The 16,736-nt window shown below is 54.1% G+C and carries 13 protein-coding genes and 2 pseudogenes; 7 read left to right on the top strand and 8 right to left on the bottom strand.

Features of this window, described 5'->3' with window-relative positions:
• Positions 1–319, bottom strand: a pseudogene (locus JAO29_RS14740) (hypothetical protein); the annotation flags it as partial.
• Positions 320–1,904: 1,585 nt separating this feature from the next.
• Between JAO29_RS14740 and JAO29_RS14745 the strand changes: the two are divergent.
• Together JAO29_RS14745 and JAO29_RS14750 are read left to right on the top strand one after the other, a co-directional pair.
• The gene (locus JAO29_RS14745) at positions 1,905–2,201 is read left to right on the top strand and encodes a hypothetical protein (protein WP_334269005.1); all 297 of its coding nucleotides are present in this window, start codon (positions 1,905–1,907) and stop codon (positions 2,199–2,201) included.
• A gap of 215 nt (positions 2,202–2,416) precedes the next feature.
• Positions 2,417–2,899 carry a hypothetical protein gene (locus JAO29_RS14750; RefSeq protein ID WP_334269006.1) on the top strand — a complete coding sequence of 161 codons (483 nt, stop codon included), beginning with the start codon at positions 2,417–2,419 and terminating at the stop codon, positions 2,897–2,899.
• Between the two features lie 190 nt (positions 2,900–3,089).
• Here the strand turns inward: JAO29_RS14750 and JAO29_RS14755 are convergent, their stop codons facing one another.
• Both JAO29_RS14755 and JAO29_RS14760 read right to left on the bottom strand, forming a co-directional pair.
• Positions 3,090–4,313 carry a hypothetical protein gene (locus JAO29_RS14755; RefSeq protein ID WP_334269007.1) on the bottom strand — a complete coding sequence of 408 codons (1,224 nt, stop codon included), beginning with the start codon at positions 4,311–4,313 and terminating at the stop codon, positions 3,090–3,092.
• 160 nt (positions 4,314–4,473) lie between these two features.
• Positions 4,474–5,388 (bottom strand): transporter, encoded by a 915-nt coding sequence (locus JAO29_RS14760; protein WP_334269008.1) that lies wholly within the window; start codon positions 5,386–5,388, stop codon positions 4,474–4,476.
• Positions 5,389–5,549: 161 nt separating this feature from the next.
• Here JAO29_RS14760 and JAO29_RS14765 point away from each other — a divergent pair, with 161 nt between their 5' ends.
• Positions 5,550–6,236 carry a carbonic anhydrase gene (locus JAO29_RS14765; protein WP_334269009.1) on the top strand — a complete coding sequence of 229 codons (687 nt, stop codon included), beginning with the start codon at positions 5,550–5,552 and terminating at the stop codon, positions 6,234–6,236.
• A gap of 2,169 nt (positions 6,237–8,405) precedes the next feature.
• Here the strand turns inward: JAO29_RS14765 and JAO29_RS14770 are convergent.
• Entirely contained in the window at positions 8,406–10,013 is a 1,608-nt protein-coding gene (locus tag JAO29_RS14770) for a lipase maturation factor family protein (RefSeq protein WP_334269010.1), read from the bottom strand.
• A 203-nt stretch (positions 10,014–10,216) separates the two neighbouring features.
• Between JAO29_RS14770 and JAO29_RS14775 the strand changes: the two genes are divergently transcribed.
• A complete protein-coding gene (locus JAO29_RS14775) occupies positions 10,217–10,954 on the top strand; it encodes a phytoene desaturase family protein (protein WP_334269011.1) in 738 nt (245 codons plus the stop codon).
• Between the two features lie 47 nt (positions 10,955–11,001).
• Positions 11,002–11,601, top strand: coding sequence for a phytoene desaturase family protein (locus JAO29_RS14780; protein WP_334269012.1), 600 nt, complete (start codon positions 11,002–11,004; stop codon positions 11,599–11,601).
• Positions 11,602–11,771: 170 nt separating this feature from the next.
• Here JAO29_RS14780 and JAO29_RS14785 read toward each other — a convergent pair whose 3' ends face one another.
• Together JAO29_RS14785 and JAO29_RS14790 are read right to left on the bottom strand one after the other, a co-directional pair.
• Positions 11,772–12,359 (bottom strand): class I SAM-dependent methyltransferase, encoded by a 588-nt coding sequence (locus tag JAO29_RS14785; protein ID WP_334269013.1) that lies wholly within the window; start codon positions 12,357–12,359, stop codon positions 11,772–11,774.
• Between the two features lie 64 nt (positions 12,360–12,423).
• Positions 12,424–12,873: pseudogene (locus tag JAO29_RS14790) on the bottom strand (GTP-binding protein); the annotation flags it as partial.
• A gap of 741 nt (positions 12,874–13,614) precedes the next feature.
• On the opposite strand from JAO29_RS14790, the gene JAO29_RS14795 reads away from it, so the two are divergent.
• Together JAO29_RS14795 and JAO29_RS14800 are read left to right on the top strand one after the other, a co-directional pair.
• The gene (locus tag JAO29_RS14795; protein WP_334269014.1) at positions 13,615–14,427 is read left to right on the top strand and encodes a sensor histidine kinase; all 813 of its coding nucleotides are present in this window, start codon (positions 13,615–13,617) and stop codon (positions 14,425–14,427) included.
• A complete protein-coding gene (locus JAO29_RS14800; protein ID WP_334269015.1) occupies positions 14,424–15,068 on the top strand; it encodes a response regulator transcription factor in 645 nt (214 codons plus the stop codon). The genes JAO29_RS14795 and JAO29_RS14800 overlap by 4 nt, the downstream gene beginning before the upstream one ends.
• A 256-nt stretch (positions 15,069–15,324) precedes the next feature.
• Here the strand turns inward: JAO29_RS14800 and JAO29_RS14805 are convergent, their stop codons facing one another.
• On the bottom strand, positions 15,325–15,744 hold the full coding sequence (locus JAO29_RS14805) for a hypothetical protein (RefSeq protein ID WP_334269016.1): 420 nt from the start codon (positions 15,742–15,744) through the stop codon (positions 15,325–15,327).
• Between the two features lie 200 nt (positions 15,745–15,944).
• Positions 15,945–16,505 carry a hypothetical protein gene (locus tag JAO29_RS14810; protein WP_334269017.1) on the bottom strand — a complete coding sequence of 187 codons (561 nt, stop codon included), beginning with the start codon at positions 16,503–16,505 and terminating at the stop codon, positions 15,945–15,947.
• Between the last annotated feature and the right edge of the window lie 231 nt (positions 16,506–16,736).

Genomic DNA, 16,736 nt, shown 5'->3' on the forward strand with positions numbered 1-16,736 from the left:
CATTGGGAAAGGTGAAGAAGTATCTTGCGAAGAAGAAATCCAGAACTCCACCGACGGGAAACAACAGCCCTAAAGTCCAGAAGAAGGCCCGCTTTGAGATCGTGAGACCGTCTCGAGGAATAAACCAAAGGACGATGGCTAACGAGGGCATGATGAACAGAAGCAGGCTGATGGTGTATCCGTATGGTGAAGCGCCGGGACTATAGTCGCTTCCCAGGGCGTTGGCATGTACGCTGTGCAGCGTTAGCGCAGCGGGCACGATCACTATCGCCAGCATGGCAACCGTAACTCCATACCCGGAGGATCGAGCTTGCCTCATCCAGCCACCTCGCCCAACGATCTTAGCGACGGAATCATATCTCCGGCTGAGTCTATCAAAGCGGAAAGCTGGTCTGTCGGAGCGTCTCACCCGTCTTGGTTCCGAAAACGGCGTTTATCAGGAGTATCTGATCTCCCATCGCAAAAAGAAGTTCGCGGACGAGATATTTGACGGTCACCCACTATAGTTTCGGACAGGAAAAGGACAGTTGCGGCGCGACGAAACTTGAGGCTTGGTAAAGCCTTCGCCATTGGTAATAGAATTTGGTCGGCTTTGCGCTCGTCATCCTCTGAAAACCGCACCCAGACAACTTGTTCCGGAAGACCCGCGTACTTCTTCAGCGCCCATTCTTGTAGAGTTTTAGGCCCTATATCGGTCCCATTGAGTCGGATTCTCGATCCTTCAAATTGAATCACAGGAACATTGGAGTATTCCGTTCTTGACTCGGAATCGTCAGTACACATCTCCCGAACGGGGTTCGTAACAGTGTTATAAATCATTCGTGAAAGGCGACTTTCCTGAAGTGGATCCGTTTTGTCACACCGAGAACCACATCAGCAATCAAAAGCAGAGTATCCTGCGATTCGAACGATGGGCCCGAGAGCATCTCAAGGAAGGCTTCTCCCTGCAGAAGGCAGCCAAAGCTCTAGCCACCAGTGCTCGCACATTGCAACGTCGTTGCGACGCAGTGCTCGGCAAAATCTCCACTCTCCTACTTTCAGTACTTACGAGTCGAGCACGCGCAATTTCTTCTGCACGGTAACGATGTCGACTTGGAAGCCATCGCAGCGGAGTTCGGTTACGCCGACGGCGCAACATTACGAACACTCTTACGCGAACGCCTGGGACGCGGAGTGTGTGATCTTCGAGCCGAACTACGGTGACACGGACTACGACGAAATAGTGACCTTCATCGAAGCCGGATACATAACAGAAACGTTTAGGGTCAGTCCTCATAAACGCGCATCTCGCACCTATTCCCGAATAGGATCACTCGGTAGACATCTGTTCGAGTTCTCAATGAGTGATCGCCAATGTGCTCAGCGACCTGGTCGGTTTGGAAACGTGATTTGGCCTGAATCCGCCAATTGAGAATTTGGGTACTTTAGACGAGACGTCGACTCTTCGTCCAACTGAAGTCACAGACTTCGGCTTGACCATCCCGTTCCTCCTCACACCAAAGGGATTTGTCGACAGCTCATTCGACTAGGGGTGTCCCCACTTGCTGAGATTGAACGTGCTACCTAGCATTGAGCCGTTGGCCCAGAATCTGAGACGACCGCCTAATAGGCAGATCGAGTGAGACGGGAGAAAAATCCGCACAGATATTTCCAAGTTCTTCTCCTTGGTGAAGCCATGAAAGAAGTGCACCGCAAAGACGGCGAACCTAATCGGCTGTCTGCACGAAGTCATGCAACAATCAAAGAAACCTTTTGGGCGTTGATCTTTCTCCTTTGTTGTGTCCCGGCGCTCTCCTGCCCCGCTCAGTCCACCCCTGTTCCTGCTCTGCGTTCCCCATCGTCAGAGTCTCTCGGTGAGGAGCTGCGACATTCTGAGGGCAAGGAGATTCACATCTTCTACATTCATGGGATTGGATCCGACGGCCCTAAGGGATCGCGACTCGCAAGCGCTTAGAAAGAGCATTTGCGACTATCTGAAGGACTGCACGACCCCTGAGGGTACTCCAATTGGCGAGTGGGACTACGCCGACCGAGATGAGTTTCAACTTAATGCATCGATCCCGACTCTCGAGTACATGGACGAGCAGGTCTGGAAAAGCCAGGAAGAATGGCATGCGGCAGCCCCTTATGCCGTTCACTTCCCGCTCGCTCGCGCCCATGAACCAGCCTTGTATGCGGACGAGCTGAATTGGTGCCGCTGACCTTTTCGCTCAAATGCCGTCAACTCATCGATGGCGATGCCTCTCTTGTCGCTCCAAGCAAAGCAAGAATTGATACCTGCTCTACTCGTGAACTGAATAGCGTTGTTCCGCAGCGATTCAATTCGTACGACTGGATTTCCAGGAGTGAGGCCACGCGTCTTCGCCAGCTACCGGCGCGAGGTGCCAAAACCAATCGACAGTTGAAGAGCGATTTGATGGACTGGACATTCTCTGACGCCGTAATGGCGCTTGGCCCACTCCGGGGTTATGTTCTCGATGGGATCCGCCAATTACTTCTTAAATCGCTTGCGGACGCGCCCACCGCATCCCAAACCGGCGCAATCGGAGTTCGGGCAAATCAGGAATTCGTGATTGTCTCCCATAGCCTGGGGAGTTATCTGATCTTCTCCGCCCTCGACATGGATGAAATAGCTGGGAAGACCGCCACTGCGGAACAAACCCGAAGCAACCTTCAGGAGATATTGAAGCGCACTCCCCTGGTGGTCTTCTTCGCAAATCAACTCCGATTGCTGGAGTTAGCTGCTCTGGACGGACCTTCGGAAAGAAATATCGGGACGGATCTTCATGATTGGGGAAAGGTTCGATGCGAGTATCTCAAGTCCCTCCCCGGCGCCCCGCAGGAGTGCAAGCCTCCACGAATCATTGCATTGAATGATCCGAGCGACTTGCCTACCTAGTCAGTTCCCGCACTCGGTGGCATTGAGGTCGAAAACTACAGCGGTCAGGAACTCCACCCACTGGTTATGGCTGTTTGCGAGCCCCACCTCAGCCCATAGCAACTACGCAACAGACAAGGGTGCTATCAAAGAGATGCTCACGAGCTCTGACGAGAAGAAATGAATCGAGTAGGTAGATGCCCACGATGTCTCAAAAAATGATCTTGACGAGCCGCATGATGAGTTCTTCCAGAGAGAAGACTGTTAGCAGGAGTGGTGCGAGGGGAGTCGCGGTCGCCAGCGCTAAGCGGGAGATGTCATCAAGTCCGAACGGAACGGCGCGCATACCGCGCACAATGTCATAGCTGTTGTTCAGATCAGCGAGAGACTGGATGTCTCCAGATCCCAGGACCTCTTCCGGCGGCGGTGTATTAAGAACCCATTTATCTTCAAACCTGTCGACGTAATCCTGCGCGACCTTGGCGTAATCGGCCAGTCCCTTTCGTTTGGCGGCTGCCATTTTGGGGGTAAACATCAGCAGCGGCCCCAGAACCGCCAGAACAAAAAAGACGACAAAGCCTCCCAACTGCAGCTTGAACGACAGCAGGCTCTCCCCTCTGTATAGGACACGGCTCGCCACCAGGCCGGCGAGCATAGCGCCCTGAGCAAAGAGAATTGGACCAAAGGCGTATGCGCTCTTACCCAGGAAAGCGAGTCCAGCGCAGTGATCGGGATGGATGGCAACCAGATGCAGGTTCAGTTTGGACACCCGCCAGAGAAAGCAATACCAGATGAAGAACCTTAAATACCAGCGCAGAAGCACAAACTGTAGTATCGGGATACTGACTAACACGTACCACCAACCGGCGGGCGTCAGATTCCAGCGGCCGCCTGGGTTCGCATACCAGGTTGGAGACTCGATCGCGAATCGGCTGTTCCAGAGCCACAGTCCAAGCGTGTAAACCAAGACAAGAAGCGCCAGTTCAACAGGGATGGAATTTCGCATCCTGACTGCCGATTCGATCGCCGCGTCAAAACGGGGCAGATCGTCTTCCCTGACAATTCGCCGCTCAACGAATCGCTGCACAACAGGGCGTAAGCGCGAATGAGCAATCAGCTCGGCCAAAATGAGCACTGGAAGCGCAACAAGAAAACGTGCCTGGACCTCAACATCATGAAGAAATGTAAGCCGGCCTTGGATACCAGCTCGAGAAACAACAAGGTCGAGGACCAGCAATGGCAGCCACGCGATTGAGACGATCGCAAGTAGACGCCGGTGCAGGAGCTCCAGGTGATCTCCGGTGAGATGTGCCTTCCGAAACAATTGGAAGACCGGACCCCCCATAACCAGAGAGAAGTCGGCCACCTTCTCTTGAAAGGCTGCCTTCGTCATCGTAGGCGAGCCATCCTTCACATCGTTCGGGGTTGGGATCATAGGCAACGGCCTCTGCTGATTTCAGAGAGCCTACCTCAGGGACGAAGAGAATCGATACTAGCAAAAACCCTTGCATGTCAGGGAGCGTTCTGAACCAATGCCGGCCGTTCAGGGTCAATGCGTGAAACGGTTTGTTCGAGCCAATTTGAGAACAACACTATTATCTCCGGTCCTTTCCCCAGATGTAGTCGTACTTCACCGTGAAGCCGGTGAGGGATGGGCCGTTTTTGTGAACGGCTGCTTTGGCGAATTCGAAGGTGAATGAGTTTCGGGAGTTTGGCGATACGACAAGCTCGGTGCCTAAGATGAAATTCCGCTGCGGATTGTCTTGATTGACGCCGCTGACAGTGGTGTTGCCTCGAAAGGAGTACCGGGTGTCGAGTGATGCCCATATGGTGTCGTTCAAGGTGTAACTGATGTGTCCTTCGAGGCCGAGGAGCGCTCGCTGTCGCAAGACTTCTGCGCCACGATACGAGGTGTTGTCTGTGTAAAGATAGGTGTTGGCGTAGGTGTCGAACACCCAACGCTGCTCGGGCCCGAATGGTTTGGAGATGGCAAATTCGGGCTTGAACGACCATCGATCGGAACCGAGGTTGAGAAGCTTGTTCGGATCGTATTGGCCGGTGGGTGCGGTGGTGGAGAGGCTCAGGCCGATGGAGGTGGTATTCACGGCGTTTGCGAATTGCGCCGGGCTGAGCGCCGGGCCTCCTTTGAGGAGAATGGCTGCGCTGTAGCAGGAGTCGCCGGTGCCAGTGGTTGATCCAGTGATGTTGGTGCCGGTGATGGAGCCGCTGAGGTTGGCGATGGGGAGGCTACCTTCAACCCAGGCCATGCGATGAAGAAATGCGAAATAGCGCGTATAGTCGACCAGACCTTGGTTGAGATTGAATTTTGCTCCTGAGATGACGAAGGAAGCATCGATCGAAGTGTTGGAGCGAACATAAGCGTAGGCCAGCTCGAGCTGGTTGATCCCCACAGGAGTGTTCTGGTACGTGCGTGGGTCGGTGAATTGGGCGCTGGCGTGGGTGTGCAGGACGGCTAGAGCAAGGCAGATGATGAGCGGCCGTTTATCCATGATGGATATTAGGGAAACCCCTCGTTATCAGAAGCACCGGAGTTTCGACATTCTAGCATTCTGGGTGTCGGGGTGTTGATATGCGTTGCCGGAACCATTGTCTCCTTATGATCGTCGGTTGCGCGCTTGGGTTAACAGCCGCGGGTGGAACACAGGAGCATGTGAGTCCTGAACACGCATGGGACTATGGTGTGCCGCGAGGGCCTAGTCATTGGGGTGAGCTTGAGCCAGAGTTTGCTCCGTGCAAGAATGGGCATCGTCAGTCACCGATTGATATCCGCAATCCGCAAAAGGCCGACCTTCCGCCCATCCGGTTCGATTACAAGCCCTCGCCGTTGAATATCGTCGATAACGGCCACACGATCATGATTAATTACAATCCCGGGAGTTTCATCACCGTGGGTGGTAAGCGATACGAGCTCAAGCAATTCCACTTTCACAGGCCAAGCGAGGAAAGGATCAACGGCAAGAGCTATGAGATGACGGTGCATCTGGTGCACACCGATGAGAAAGGCAATGTGGCGGTAGTGGCCGTTCTTCTGAAGAAGGGAGAGGACAACGCTCTGATCCACACATTATGGAAGGACCTGCCCAAGGAAAAGGAAAAAACAGAATCTGAGAAGGACGTCCAGATCGACGCGGATGGGCTGCTTCCCCCCGATCACAACTACTACACTTTTTTTGGCTCCCTCACTACTCCTCCTTGCAGTGAAGACGTGACGTGGTTCGTCCTTAGACATCCTGTTTCCGTTTCGGCTGCGGAGATCGAGCAGTTCTCGAAACTGTACAGGAACGACGCGCGTCCGACACAGCCGCTCTATGGCCGTGTCGTTTTGGAAAGCAAGTGAGCCGCGACAGGCGAGCAACGGTTCTTGGCCAATTCCGTGCGATTTCCCAGAGGGGCGTGGTTCTCCTATGTCTTGTGACAACCCGTTCGGCGGTCGGTCAGTGGATGGGAAAGCAGACAGGTTGCTACGCGGATTCGATCGCCGCAAATCCGAACAGACCGACAGTCTCGAATCCAGCGCATGTCACGCAATTTGGTGTCCTGGAATTGGAGTACGGTCTCGATCGCACATCGCCACAGGAAGACATTAGCCAGAATTCTGGCAAGGGTCTTTTGAAATTCGGATTGCGTTGCGACGTTGAGTTGCATTGGAAACACAATGTCCTTTTTATCTCAGACCGATGAGACAGGCACTCACAGCACGTTCGGAGACAATTGGCTCGGCACGGAGGTCAGGTTTCATCGGCAATCGACATGGTTGCCGACAATGGCATTCAGTTACTCCTTCAAAATACTCTCGGCCAATTCCGCAAATGGTTTGGGTACCGGGCACGTGGATCACTCATTCACTTTCGGCGCTAGTGAAACCGTCGCGCACTTCACTTTCGACTTCAATTTCACTCAATTCCTGATCGGACAACCGTCTGCCGATTTTGATCAGAACCAGCAAATAGCCCTCTATTAAGAGGTTTCAGTTTACTATGACACCTTTCAGACTGTCGGACTCAAGCCGTTCGATGCAAACGGTAACGTTCTTACGGATGTAACAGTCTCGACCCCCTCCGGAACCAATTACAACGCTCCAGAAGTCACGCAATCCCAGAACCACCGACGTTTCTTTTCGTCTTTACAGCGGTCGCTCTACAGTGGGTGCTGCTCACCTCCAAAACGGTACAACTGGTGAGTCTGCATCGGGTATGACAGCTTTCATGATTCGGGGCCGTTAGAATTCTGGTGACCATACTATCTTCATTCCGGACACGATGGCAGGGAACTGCCGCGTTTCGGTGGACACCCAAGCAGCGGCGGTGGGATACTCACGGGCACTCCCCAAAATAGAGCCTCTTGGAGCGAACGAGTTATGTCCATCACTTCCGTTCTCTTTTCTCTCCTGCCTGTTCAACCGCACTTGTGCCGGACGCAACAAAGTCGCCACTTTTTCTGTCAAGGATCTCTCATCGATCAGGATTGACGCCTTTGTCAGGCCGCAAACACCGAAGCCTAACGGTCTACTTGATTAACCCTGACCTACATGCCCATGTCGGAACCGGTAACCCACACCCGCCCTCCGTATAAAGACTGATGGTGAACGCACGTCCCCGTTAGAGGAAACCCTCAGTTTGCCTTTCATTTCATCCTTGGCTTCGACGGTAGTCGGTCGAGACTGAGCCTCCACACAGCTCTCGTTACTGGCTATACACTGACCGATGCTCTAGGGAATCCCATCGACGGGTCGGTAACTTTTGCTTCTGGAACCGATTATGATGCGATTCCAGACGACACAACCACTTCTACGGTCCCGGAGCCAACCTGATTTGTGTTGGTTGGATCGGGTGTTTTGAGCCAGTCGATCTTGCAGGGTTCAATTCACGCGTTCCACCCGGCCCTTGGCCTGGCTCGCTGCCTTGATGGACTGGTTGTCAGCTAGGTCGCGTACAGCCTGGCCCTTACGTACCAGCTCGTAGAGCTGTCTCACTATCTTTCAAGAGGAGCTCCCGGCCCAGACGTCTCTTCCTGCTGCAATGAACACGTTCATTGCATGGCTGACTTCAGCAAAATGAGAGGTCTGGCAGGCAAACGTCAATGCGCTTAACTGCAGTCGGATGAGCTTGGTACCGACAAGTCGGCTTGTCGGAAGTTGACCGGTCGAAGATGCCTATATCGGCCACATCTTACGCTTCTCCCTCATTGTTTCCTCGTGACGAATCACTGCGATACGAAAATGCGCCAATGAAGGGTGTGGGCGGCGGAAGGGCAATGATCGCAAGCTGCCGTTTCGTGTGAGTTGCGGGCCGAGGCGGCCAGATGTAAGCGAGATCGGTTAGGCCTGTTGTCACTCGTTCATTGCGAAAACCACTTCACGAGATGCCGACTATCGTCCATGTGGCCTTTTCAATGAGTACATTGGCGATTTGGCACCAAATGATCAGCTCGCAAGAAATACAATTGCATCGCTCCAACCAAAGCGGTTATGAACGCGATAGACAAGCATACTTCGAGCTGTCAGTTGCTAAAACGGATTATTGAGAGTGGGCTCGTCCACAACTCCGAAACGACCATTGGGAAGCTGGGTGAGCGTCGGGCCGTAAGCACCAAGGAACTGGCGCCGCCACCATATGCCTTCGGCATGTTTCTGTTGCGGAGTGCTGAACCAATATTGCCAGAGCACAGCGCGAACTAGACGTGGCGGCGCATTGGGGAAGGGGTTGCCGGCGAAAAGCTCAAGTACGGCACGGTCGTTTTCGAGGAGAAGTTCTTCGGTTCGCGGAACTAACGGATACTGCTGCCACGAGCCAAGCGAGGCGAACCAGAGGTTCCAGTCGAAGCGAGGCTGATAAGGCGCATAGATGCGCGGACGATCCTTCAACCCCTGCGGCTTATAACGGAACGGATAAGCAACCCAATACTCTCCGTCGTTGGATCCTTGAAACTCGATCTCATAACGATGGGGTGTCATGACAGCAAACAGGCCGTATTGGTTAGCGATACGGAAGGGCTCAAGTGCAATTAATGGCTTTGTAGGAAGCCGAGCTTCATGCCAGAACATCTGCACGAGGGGAACGGCAGTCGCGTAGAAGATCCATGTGAGCATGACAGCGAACATTGCCGATCGAGCGGGAGCAAGGAAGTGGGATCTCGCTTGAATCTTCTCTTCTTCGACATCGGCAATTGGCGCATCGGGCCTTGGACCGCTCTCATCGCGTTCGAGACCAGTTCGCCAGCGTCGCGGCAAGAAACGTTGCAGAAACGCATCATCCAGCAGGAAAACTGCGAGTATGAGGACAAGGTAGTTGAGAAAGGTGTAGTTTGCTGTGGCGATAACCCCGACCTGCCACGCCGTAACGATGAAGAAGCAGACAATCTTCCACGGGCGCGGAAGAAAGGCCAACCACACCAGGCCGAGTTCCATCCCCAGCGTGGCAGCGGCGGTAGCGATGTGAAACCAGTGCGGCAGATGCTGCAGGTACCAGCCGATCCAGGTGGGCAGCGGACCGTTCTGATAATACTCGTACATTGCTGTCAGGTTCCGCCAAGTCGGGTCTCCACTCTCGAGCTTGACTACACCCGATTGAAAGTAGATTCGAAACCACTCCCATAGCAGCAGAAACATTGCGGCTCGCACAGGCCGCTGCTTAATGCCCAAGCCGGGGAAGATGCCAGAGGGCGCGAGGAAAAGCGAAAGAAAACCCGCCTCTAACAACATGCCGTCGGATTGGTAGCCGGAGAAGTCCTGCGCCGCGCTGACAAAGGAAAGGAAGCACGCGAAGCAGACGAGCAGCATTACGCGGGGCCAGATGTTGGCAACAAGGATCAGGGAGGCGATGAGACCGATCCAGCAGAGGGACATCAGCATATGGTCGCCGCTTGAAAACCAGAGAAGCGTAGGGGTGTACCAGAAGCGGAGGGCACCCAAACTGCGTACCTCCTGCAGATAGTTGGCAGCTGGAAGAACTCCTTGCGGGCCAATTAGGCCGCGTACCTGAAAAAGTAATGCGAAAAACGCTGAGAAGTAGATCAGGCCAAGCGCACGCAAGAAGAGCCAGCGTGCGATAAAGTGATTCGGTGAACCATATTCCGAATCGAACAGATAGCGGTAGGTGCTTTCGATCTTGTGCATGGGCAAACCGTATGGGAATTTTGGATGCTGCAGTTGGAGGTCACGGCGAACGTTTCAACGACGGAAATGGATAACTCGCAACCATGAAATGTAGCTGTTACGACATGGACCGTATTCGTGGACTGTTACTTAACGGGCAGCTCCGGTTCCGACTGGGGTTGCACATCTTATCAAGCTGATGGCATCAAATCGCTTTTCGCTTTATGGCAACGGCTACTATCATCGGTTCCGGGCCCAATGGCCTTTCGGCCGCAATCGTGCTTGCCTCGGCAGGGCTTTCGACGACGCTTCTCGAACGAAACCGCCAGATAGGTGGCGCTTGCTCCACTGCTGAGGCCACGCTGCCAGGCTACCGGCATGACTTGGGTTCGTCGGTGTACCCGATGGGCATCGCTAGCCCCTTCTTCCGCTCTCTTCCCATTGAAATACCATGGATCGAGCCGGCTGCTCCCTGCGCCCATCCACTCGATGATGGCAGCGCTGTGCTGCTCGAACATTCAGTCGAAGATACCGTGTCCAATCTCGATGCGTTCGACGGCAGCAAATATCGCTCCCTACTCCATCCATTAGCCGACCATTTCGCCGAACTCGTCGCAGACCTTCTCGGGCCAGTTCAGCACATACCGCAACATCCGCTTCTGCTCGCCCGCTTTGGCCTTTCAGCGCTTCTACCGGCAGCATCGCTCGCGCGTTTGCACTTTACGGGTGTCCGGGCGCGTGCGCTCTTCGCAGGGATGGCTGCTCACTCGGTCCTATCGCTGGAGACACCGACCTCCGCTGCTGTTGGTCTTGTCTTGATGGCCGCCGGGCATGCCTGTGGTTGGCCTATCGTCAGCGGAGGTGCTCAGATGCTCACCGATGCCCTTGCTCATCACTTCGAATCACTCGGCGGCCGCATTGAAACTTGCAGCGAGGTGGTGCAGTTGCCAGACGCGACGTGATTCTTGCCGACGTAACTCCACGTCAGCTTCTCCGAATCGGAGGGTCCATGCTGCCATCAGGATATCGTCGACAGCTTGAGCGCTTTCGCTACGGTGCCGGCACATTCAAGATCGACTACGCTCTCAGCTCCCCCATTCCGTGGACCGCGAAAGAGTGTTCTCGCGCTGCCACTGTACACCTCGGCGGCACGCTGGAGGAGATCGTAGCGTCCGAGCGCCACTTCACTTCCGATACTCCCTTCGTCCTGCTCGTCCAGCCCTCACTCTTTGACCCCACTCGCGCTCCCGCCGGCCACCACACTGCGTGGGCCTACTGCCACGTTCCTAACGGCAGTGCGGCCGATCATCTCGAGCCCATTGAGCGTCAGATCGAACGCTTTGCTCCAGGCTTCCGGGACTGCATCCTCGCCCGAACCATCTCACCCCCCGCAGTGCTGGAGCGCTGGAATCCGAACCTGATCGGCGGCGATCTCTCTGCCGGTGCCATGAACCTGCGACAACTTATCTTCCGTCCCACAGCTTCGCTCTATCGCACACCTGTGGATGGTCTTTTTTTTTGCGGGGCATCAACGCCTCCGGGTGGCGGCGTCCACGGAATGGCCGGCTTTCATGCCGCCCAAGTAGCTCTCCAGTATCTAGTTCCCTGAGCTATAACTTTCTCGCCGTTCCAAAGAGACTCCTTGTCGTCTTCAATAGTCGATGGTCGAAAACCGACTATCCTGAGCTAGATAGCGACCAGCCACGAAGAATACCTAAGCTCACCGCTTCTGTTCGGCTGCTTGCACCTAGCTAAACCAAGGGATACTTACTCACTGCCCTAAAGCCGCCGACGCGCCAGGCAGAACCACGCTTTGGCACCGTGACCGTGGAACTCGGCGCTACGCAGTTCGACAATTTCGAGCGCTGGTTCGATGGCCAGAACGACCTCCTGTGCCGAGCGGCGCGGCGGACCGACCTCCCGTGGCGGACCTTCGGTCGAGCCGATTAAGCTCAGCCACAGGCCTCCAGGCGCGAGCGCTGCCGCGACCTGCGCGGAAAAACGCTGTCTCTCCTCGGCTTCATCGAAGACATGGAAGCAGCCGCGGTCAAAAACGAACTGGAATGGCCCCCCGTGCGCGGAGGCGGCCAGAAAGTCCAAGGTGGCGAAACGGCAATCGAGACGGCGACCCTCCAACTTGGCATTGGCCCGCTCGATCGCGAGCGGGGCTATATCGATGCCAAGTACGTCGAAGCCGCGCTCCGCCAGCCAAAGGGAATTCGTCCCTGTACCCGCACCGACCTCGAGTGTTCGGGTGGGCTGAACGCGGTCCAAAGTGACGAACTCGACGAGCAGCGGTTCTGGCTCGCCCGTATCCCAGGGAAGCTCTCCCGCTGCGTAGCTGTCGTTCCAGGAAGGATGCGGCATCACTCCACGAGTGTAGCGCCGAATCAATTTCCGTAGCTAGCCGCCGGCCGTCCAGCCAAGTCAGTCAGAATGGAGCATCTGATCCTCGCATGGTTCGTTCATGGAGACTCGTGACAATTCTTCTTGTCTCATTAAGCATGGGAATAGGTTTTGTCAGGTTCTGGAATTCGTCCCGAGATGCGTTACGCCAGTTCCTTGTAATTGACTGTTCAGCCGACGCTCTATCTCCTTTTTGGAGCGCTTGAGTGCCTCTATCGAGGTAGGCGCCCGTTTTTGATGGGTGATAAATCACCAAGTCGCTCATCGAACGCAGTCGCTTTTGGAAACGCGCGCAGGTGCAGCAGATGCAGCCATTGCTCATCTCAACCAGCTTTTCATCCACTCGGCTCAAGGGAGAATCGTTTCGATCGATTAGCTGTGAGTCGATATTGATCTCACTCATGTCGTTTACGATTACCGCGACTTTGAGGCCGCTGCGGTTGTTCAGAATATGGCTGAGTACCCTGGTCTTGCCGGCGAAGAGTTTGCCAAAGTAACAGCCGTCCCGTCATGAGCCTCTAGTACGAATGAATCGGACGGTGGGCTGCTGGCATTGATTGCACGAGGGACTGCCCGGTAAGGTGAATGGAAATGTTCATTACGCTTTGTGCCTGGGAACATTTAGATTGGTTGCTCTAGGCTGCCTCTTCTCTATGACGACGGACAATACCACAAATATCGACCTCTGATAGCTGGGCGTCGAGTGCTGTGGTTTGGGTTTGGTTTCATCCTCCTGGTCATGGCCTATAGCAGCATCGATATTGCGCGCGCACTGCAACAGACTTCGTCGAGGAATGATGCGTTGATGACGTCATTCCGTAAGCGCGACCATATTCTCGACGAACTGAGAAACACGATGATTCGATCCGGTACGATGATCCGGGACTATCTCTCTGAGGATGAGGATTTATGGGCGGACAGGGATCGGCTCGATCTTCAGGCGGCGCGGCAAGAAACAGAGCAATTACTCGAAAGTTATGCAGAGGAGAGACATAGCACAGGCAGCGCCGGAGAGGAGACCTTCCTAAACCTGCGAAACGGCGTTGAGGCCTATTGGAACTCGTTTGCTCCGACGCTTCGCTGGGATTCAGAGACCCGAAGACGGGAGGGCGATGCATATCGAGAGAGATCGATCGGCCCACTCCGCATAGAAGTCTTTCGGCTTTCGCGGCAGATTACGGCTTTCAACAATCAACAGCTGGACGAGGGAGAGGCTTTGGTCAAAAATGAGCAACAAAGACTTCGCCTCAGACTCATTGCGTCTTCGTTGGTAGAACTCCTAATTGCCGTAATTCTGACCTTGGCGGTCACCTCAAGAATTAGAGGCTTGGAAGATGCTGTTGAAGGACAATACGTCAAAATGGTTCAAGCGAGATCGGAGCTTCGTGACCTGACGGCTCGGCTCGAAAATGCACGGGAAGATGAACGCAAAAGTCTCTCGCGTGAGCTTCATGATGAAGTCGGCCAGTCGATGGCCGCAATGCTGGTAGAGCTTGGTCGGGTGGAATCAACTCTCTCAGGAGGTGAAGAGGCCCGTACGCGTCTTTCTTCGTTACGAGTACAAGCTGAACAAAGTGTCCGCTCTCTACGCGACATCGCGCTTCTGCTTCGGCCGTCGATGCTCGATGACCTGGGACTGGTACCTGCGCTGAAGTGGCAGGGACGCGAGACCGCTCGTCGTACGGGGTTGCACGTCCGAGTCGAGGCAGAAGAATCAAACGATATGCTCCCGGATACCTATAAGACTTGCATCTACCGCGTGGTGCAGGAAGCTCTTCATAATGCCGTCAAACATTCGAAGGCAAAATCCATCCGGGTTTCATTTCAGCAGACGCCTTCGGGTATGGAGCTAGAAGTGGAGGACGATGGGATCGGGTTTGACCCTGGAACTGAGAAAGGCCTTGGTTTGCTCGGCATGGAAGAGCGTATCGTACGTTTAGGTGGCGAATTGAAAGTGATAGCGAAAGCTGAACGAGGAACCCTGCTGTCAGTGCATCTCCCTCCTGTCAAACGGAAGGGGTTCCAATGATTCGTATTGTTCTTGCGGATGATCACACCGTCCTCAGAAACGGCCTCAAGGCTCTGCTTGAGCGCCAGCCCGAGTTTCAAGTTGTAGGCGAGGCAAGTGACGGAAGAGAGCTTCTGACGATCGTAGAAGATCAAAAGCCCGACCTCGTTGTGACGGACATCGCGATGCCCAATTTGAATGGCACGGATGCTACTCAACAGATTACCTCGAAGTTCCCAGGTGTTCGAGTGATCATGCTAAGTATGCATACGGATGAAGCCTATGTACTTCGCGCATTGAAGGCAGGGGCGAGAGGATATCTAGTTAAGGAATCGGCAGAGGCCGACCTGCTTACGGCGATTCGCACTGTAAACTCCGGCAAGGCTTTTTTCAGCCCGACGGTATGTGCATTGTTGGTGGAAGATTACATTCGGCAGATGCAGGACAAGAGTATTGAAGACAGCTACGATCTGCTCTCTCCTCGGGAGAAGGAAATCCTACAACTGGTCGCAGAAGGGAAGAGCAACAAGGATGTCGCGAATATGCTAAATCTCAGTGTTTATACCGTCGAGACGCATCGCGGGAATATCCTTCAGAAGCTCAACCTGCATAGCATTCCGGAGCTGATTTTGTATGCCGTACGGAAGGGTGTCATCTCCTAAAGTCCGTTGTGTCGAAATCAGGTGTGCTTTGCCGCAAGTGACAAGCTGACTGCATGATAAAGGAGGAAGCGCCCGTCCAATGCTCCCGGCTCTTATCTTCGTGAGGGACAAGGCACCGCGTGATAGAGACTTGAACGTCCTCGTTTTCAAGTCATGGGTTATATAGGACCGTCCGTCCACGAAGAAATTTCCGTCTACATCCCAAGGATCGTGGTTTGTACGCGTCAAGCGTCCTTGAGGATCTGGTTTGTCTTGTTCACGTAATCACTGGCAAAGAGATGATTGCGGTTGCTGTTGAAGGTTGTAATCGCAGACGATGAGTCAGCAGCGACGGATTCCACTTCTGGCAAAAGACGATCGAGGACTGCAAGTTGGTAATCCGGCAGGCTGGAGCATTGTTCTTCAAGAACCGCCATCTTTTACCTATCGTATTGACCTTCTCTTTCAGATGACGAAGGTCTTCGACCTGGAGATCGGATTTTTCGCCGGTTTGACCGAAGTTCTTCATGCGAAAGGCCACGTCAGCGATACCGCACGCCTGATCGGGAATCTTCTCGAGGGTAAGCTGGGCGTCTTTCGGACTGGATGCTGGCTGCGACGGGTCGGCGGCCTGCATTGTCGTAACTCCCAACGCCAAGGTCAGAATTGCGGTTGTAAGACGATTGCCGCTCTTCATGATTGTTTCCTTCGTATTTGTATCTAAGGCCTTAGTTTCTGCCATACATTGAGAAAAACCCTCTGCTGCGAAAGCCGCTCCTCCCTTCGCGACGGTATAGTGCGTGAAGGCTTGGGGGTATGGTCTATCGTGCTGGTGATCCAGAAGCTTACTGACCTCCCGTAGGGGGCCGGCAAGGGTAAAATCTTGTATGCGGAAAGTTATTGTCCTTGAGTTGCGGATCTCCCACCGTTGACTGCATCTTCAAGGTGTTCTTCTTTTGCTCGTGTTTTCTCGAGCTTCAGATCGTTTCCCAACAGCGTCGCTGTCTCTTTCGCCCGTGAGGCGATCTGACTCGCTTCCGTCGAGTAATGGCTCGCAAATAGCTGCGATTGACTCTTGTTGAAGAGTTCAGTTGCATCGGTAGTCATGGTTGCGATTTTGTGCATTGATGGCACGACTCTACTAATTGCCTCCGTTTGCCAGGGCGGCAGCAACTCAGTTTCTGACTCCAGGCCCTTTAGTTCGCGCCCGACTCGATTGATCTCGGCAGAAAGATGATTCAGTTCGACACCTTGAACCTCTGCATAGCTGGGTTCTCGACTCTGTATGCTCATGCGGCCTGCGGTCTCGGAGATCCGCTCTATCTGACCACTGATTTGTTGAAGCGTCGATTTCGCCCTCTTTGCGGATTGGTCCTTCGTCAGGTTGGCTGCATAGACAGTGCTGCCCGGGATTGCCAGAAGAAGAGCTGAAACAGTAATAATCGAAATTCGATTCATTTCGTATCTCCTTTGTCCGAGTTCTTGTCGAACTCGCTTCAATGAGATAGACCCGTTCATGACTGGAGCCATGTTCCCTTCCACAGGGTATTGTTCGACCTTCACAACGAGTACTGCATGTGCGGCGGCGCCGTTTCGCGAATTGCGTTGAGCACGACCGCTGCATAACGAATCTCTCGATTACACACCTTCGCCTAGATGGAAGCGTGTGAGTCCAATCAAAACAAGAGG

It is taken from the genome of Edaphobacter sp. HDX4 (assembly GCF_036877565.1).
In the GTDB taxonomy this organism is placed as follows: Bacteria; Acidobacteriota; Terriglobia; order Terriglobales; family Acidobacteriaceae; genus Edaphobacter.

What these genes read in the sequence shown, in the direction of transcription:
- JAO29_RS14745 (WP_334269005.1), top strand. Translation starts at nt 1,905, where the DNA reads ATGGGATTGGATCCGACGGCCCTAAGGGATCGCGACTCGCAAGCGCTT.
- JAO29_RS14750 (WP_334269006.1), top strand. Translation starts at nt 2,417, where the DNA reads ATGGACTGGACATTCTCTGACGCCGTAATGGCGCTTGGCCCACTCCGG.
- JAO29_RS14755 (WP_334269007.1), bottom strand. Translation starts at nt 4,313, where the DNA reads ATGATCCCAACCCCGAACGATGTGAAGGATGGCTCGCCTACGATGACG.
- JAO29_RS14760 (WP_334269008.1), bottom strand. Translation starts at nt 5,388, where the DNA reads ATGGATAAACGGCCGCTCATCATCTGCCTTGCTCTAGCCGTCCTGCAC.
- JAO29_RS14770 (WP_334269010.1), bottom strand. Translation starts at nt 10,013, where the DNA reads ATGCACAAGATCGAAAGCACCTACCGCTATCTGTTCGATTCGGAATAT.
- JAO29_RS14775 (WP_334269011.1), top strand. Translation starts at nt 10,217, where the DNA reads ATGGCAACGGCTACTATCATCGGTTCCGGGCCCAATGGCCTTTCGGCC.
- JAO29_RS14780 (WP_334269012.1), top strand. Translation starts at nt 11,002, where the DNA reads ATGCTGCCATCAGGATATCGTCGACAGCTTGAGCGCTTTCGCTACGGT.
- JAO29_RS14785 (WP_334269013.1), bottom strand. Translation starts at nt 12,359, where the DNA reads ATGCCGCATCCTTCCTGGAACGACAGCTACGCAGCGGGAGAGCTTCCC.
- JAO29_RS14800 (WP_334269015.1), top strand. Translation starts at nt 14,424, where the DNA reads ATGATTCGTATTGTTCTTGCGGATGATCACACCGTCCTCAGAAACGGC.
- JAO29_RS14805 (WP_334269016.1), bottom strand. Translation starts at nt 15,744, where the DNA reads ATGAAGAGCGGCAATCGTCTTACAACCGCAATTCTGACCTTGGCGTTG.
- JAO29_RS14810 (WP_334269017.1), bottom strand. Translation starts at nt 16,505, where the DNA reads ATGAATCGAATTTCGATTATTACTGTTTCAGCTCTTCTTCTGGCAATC.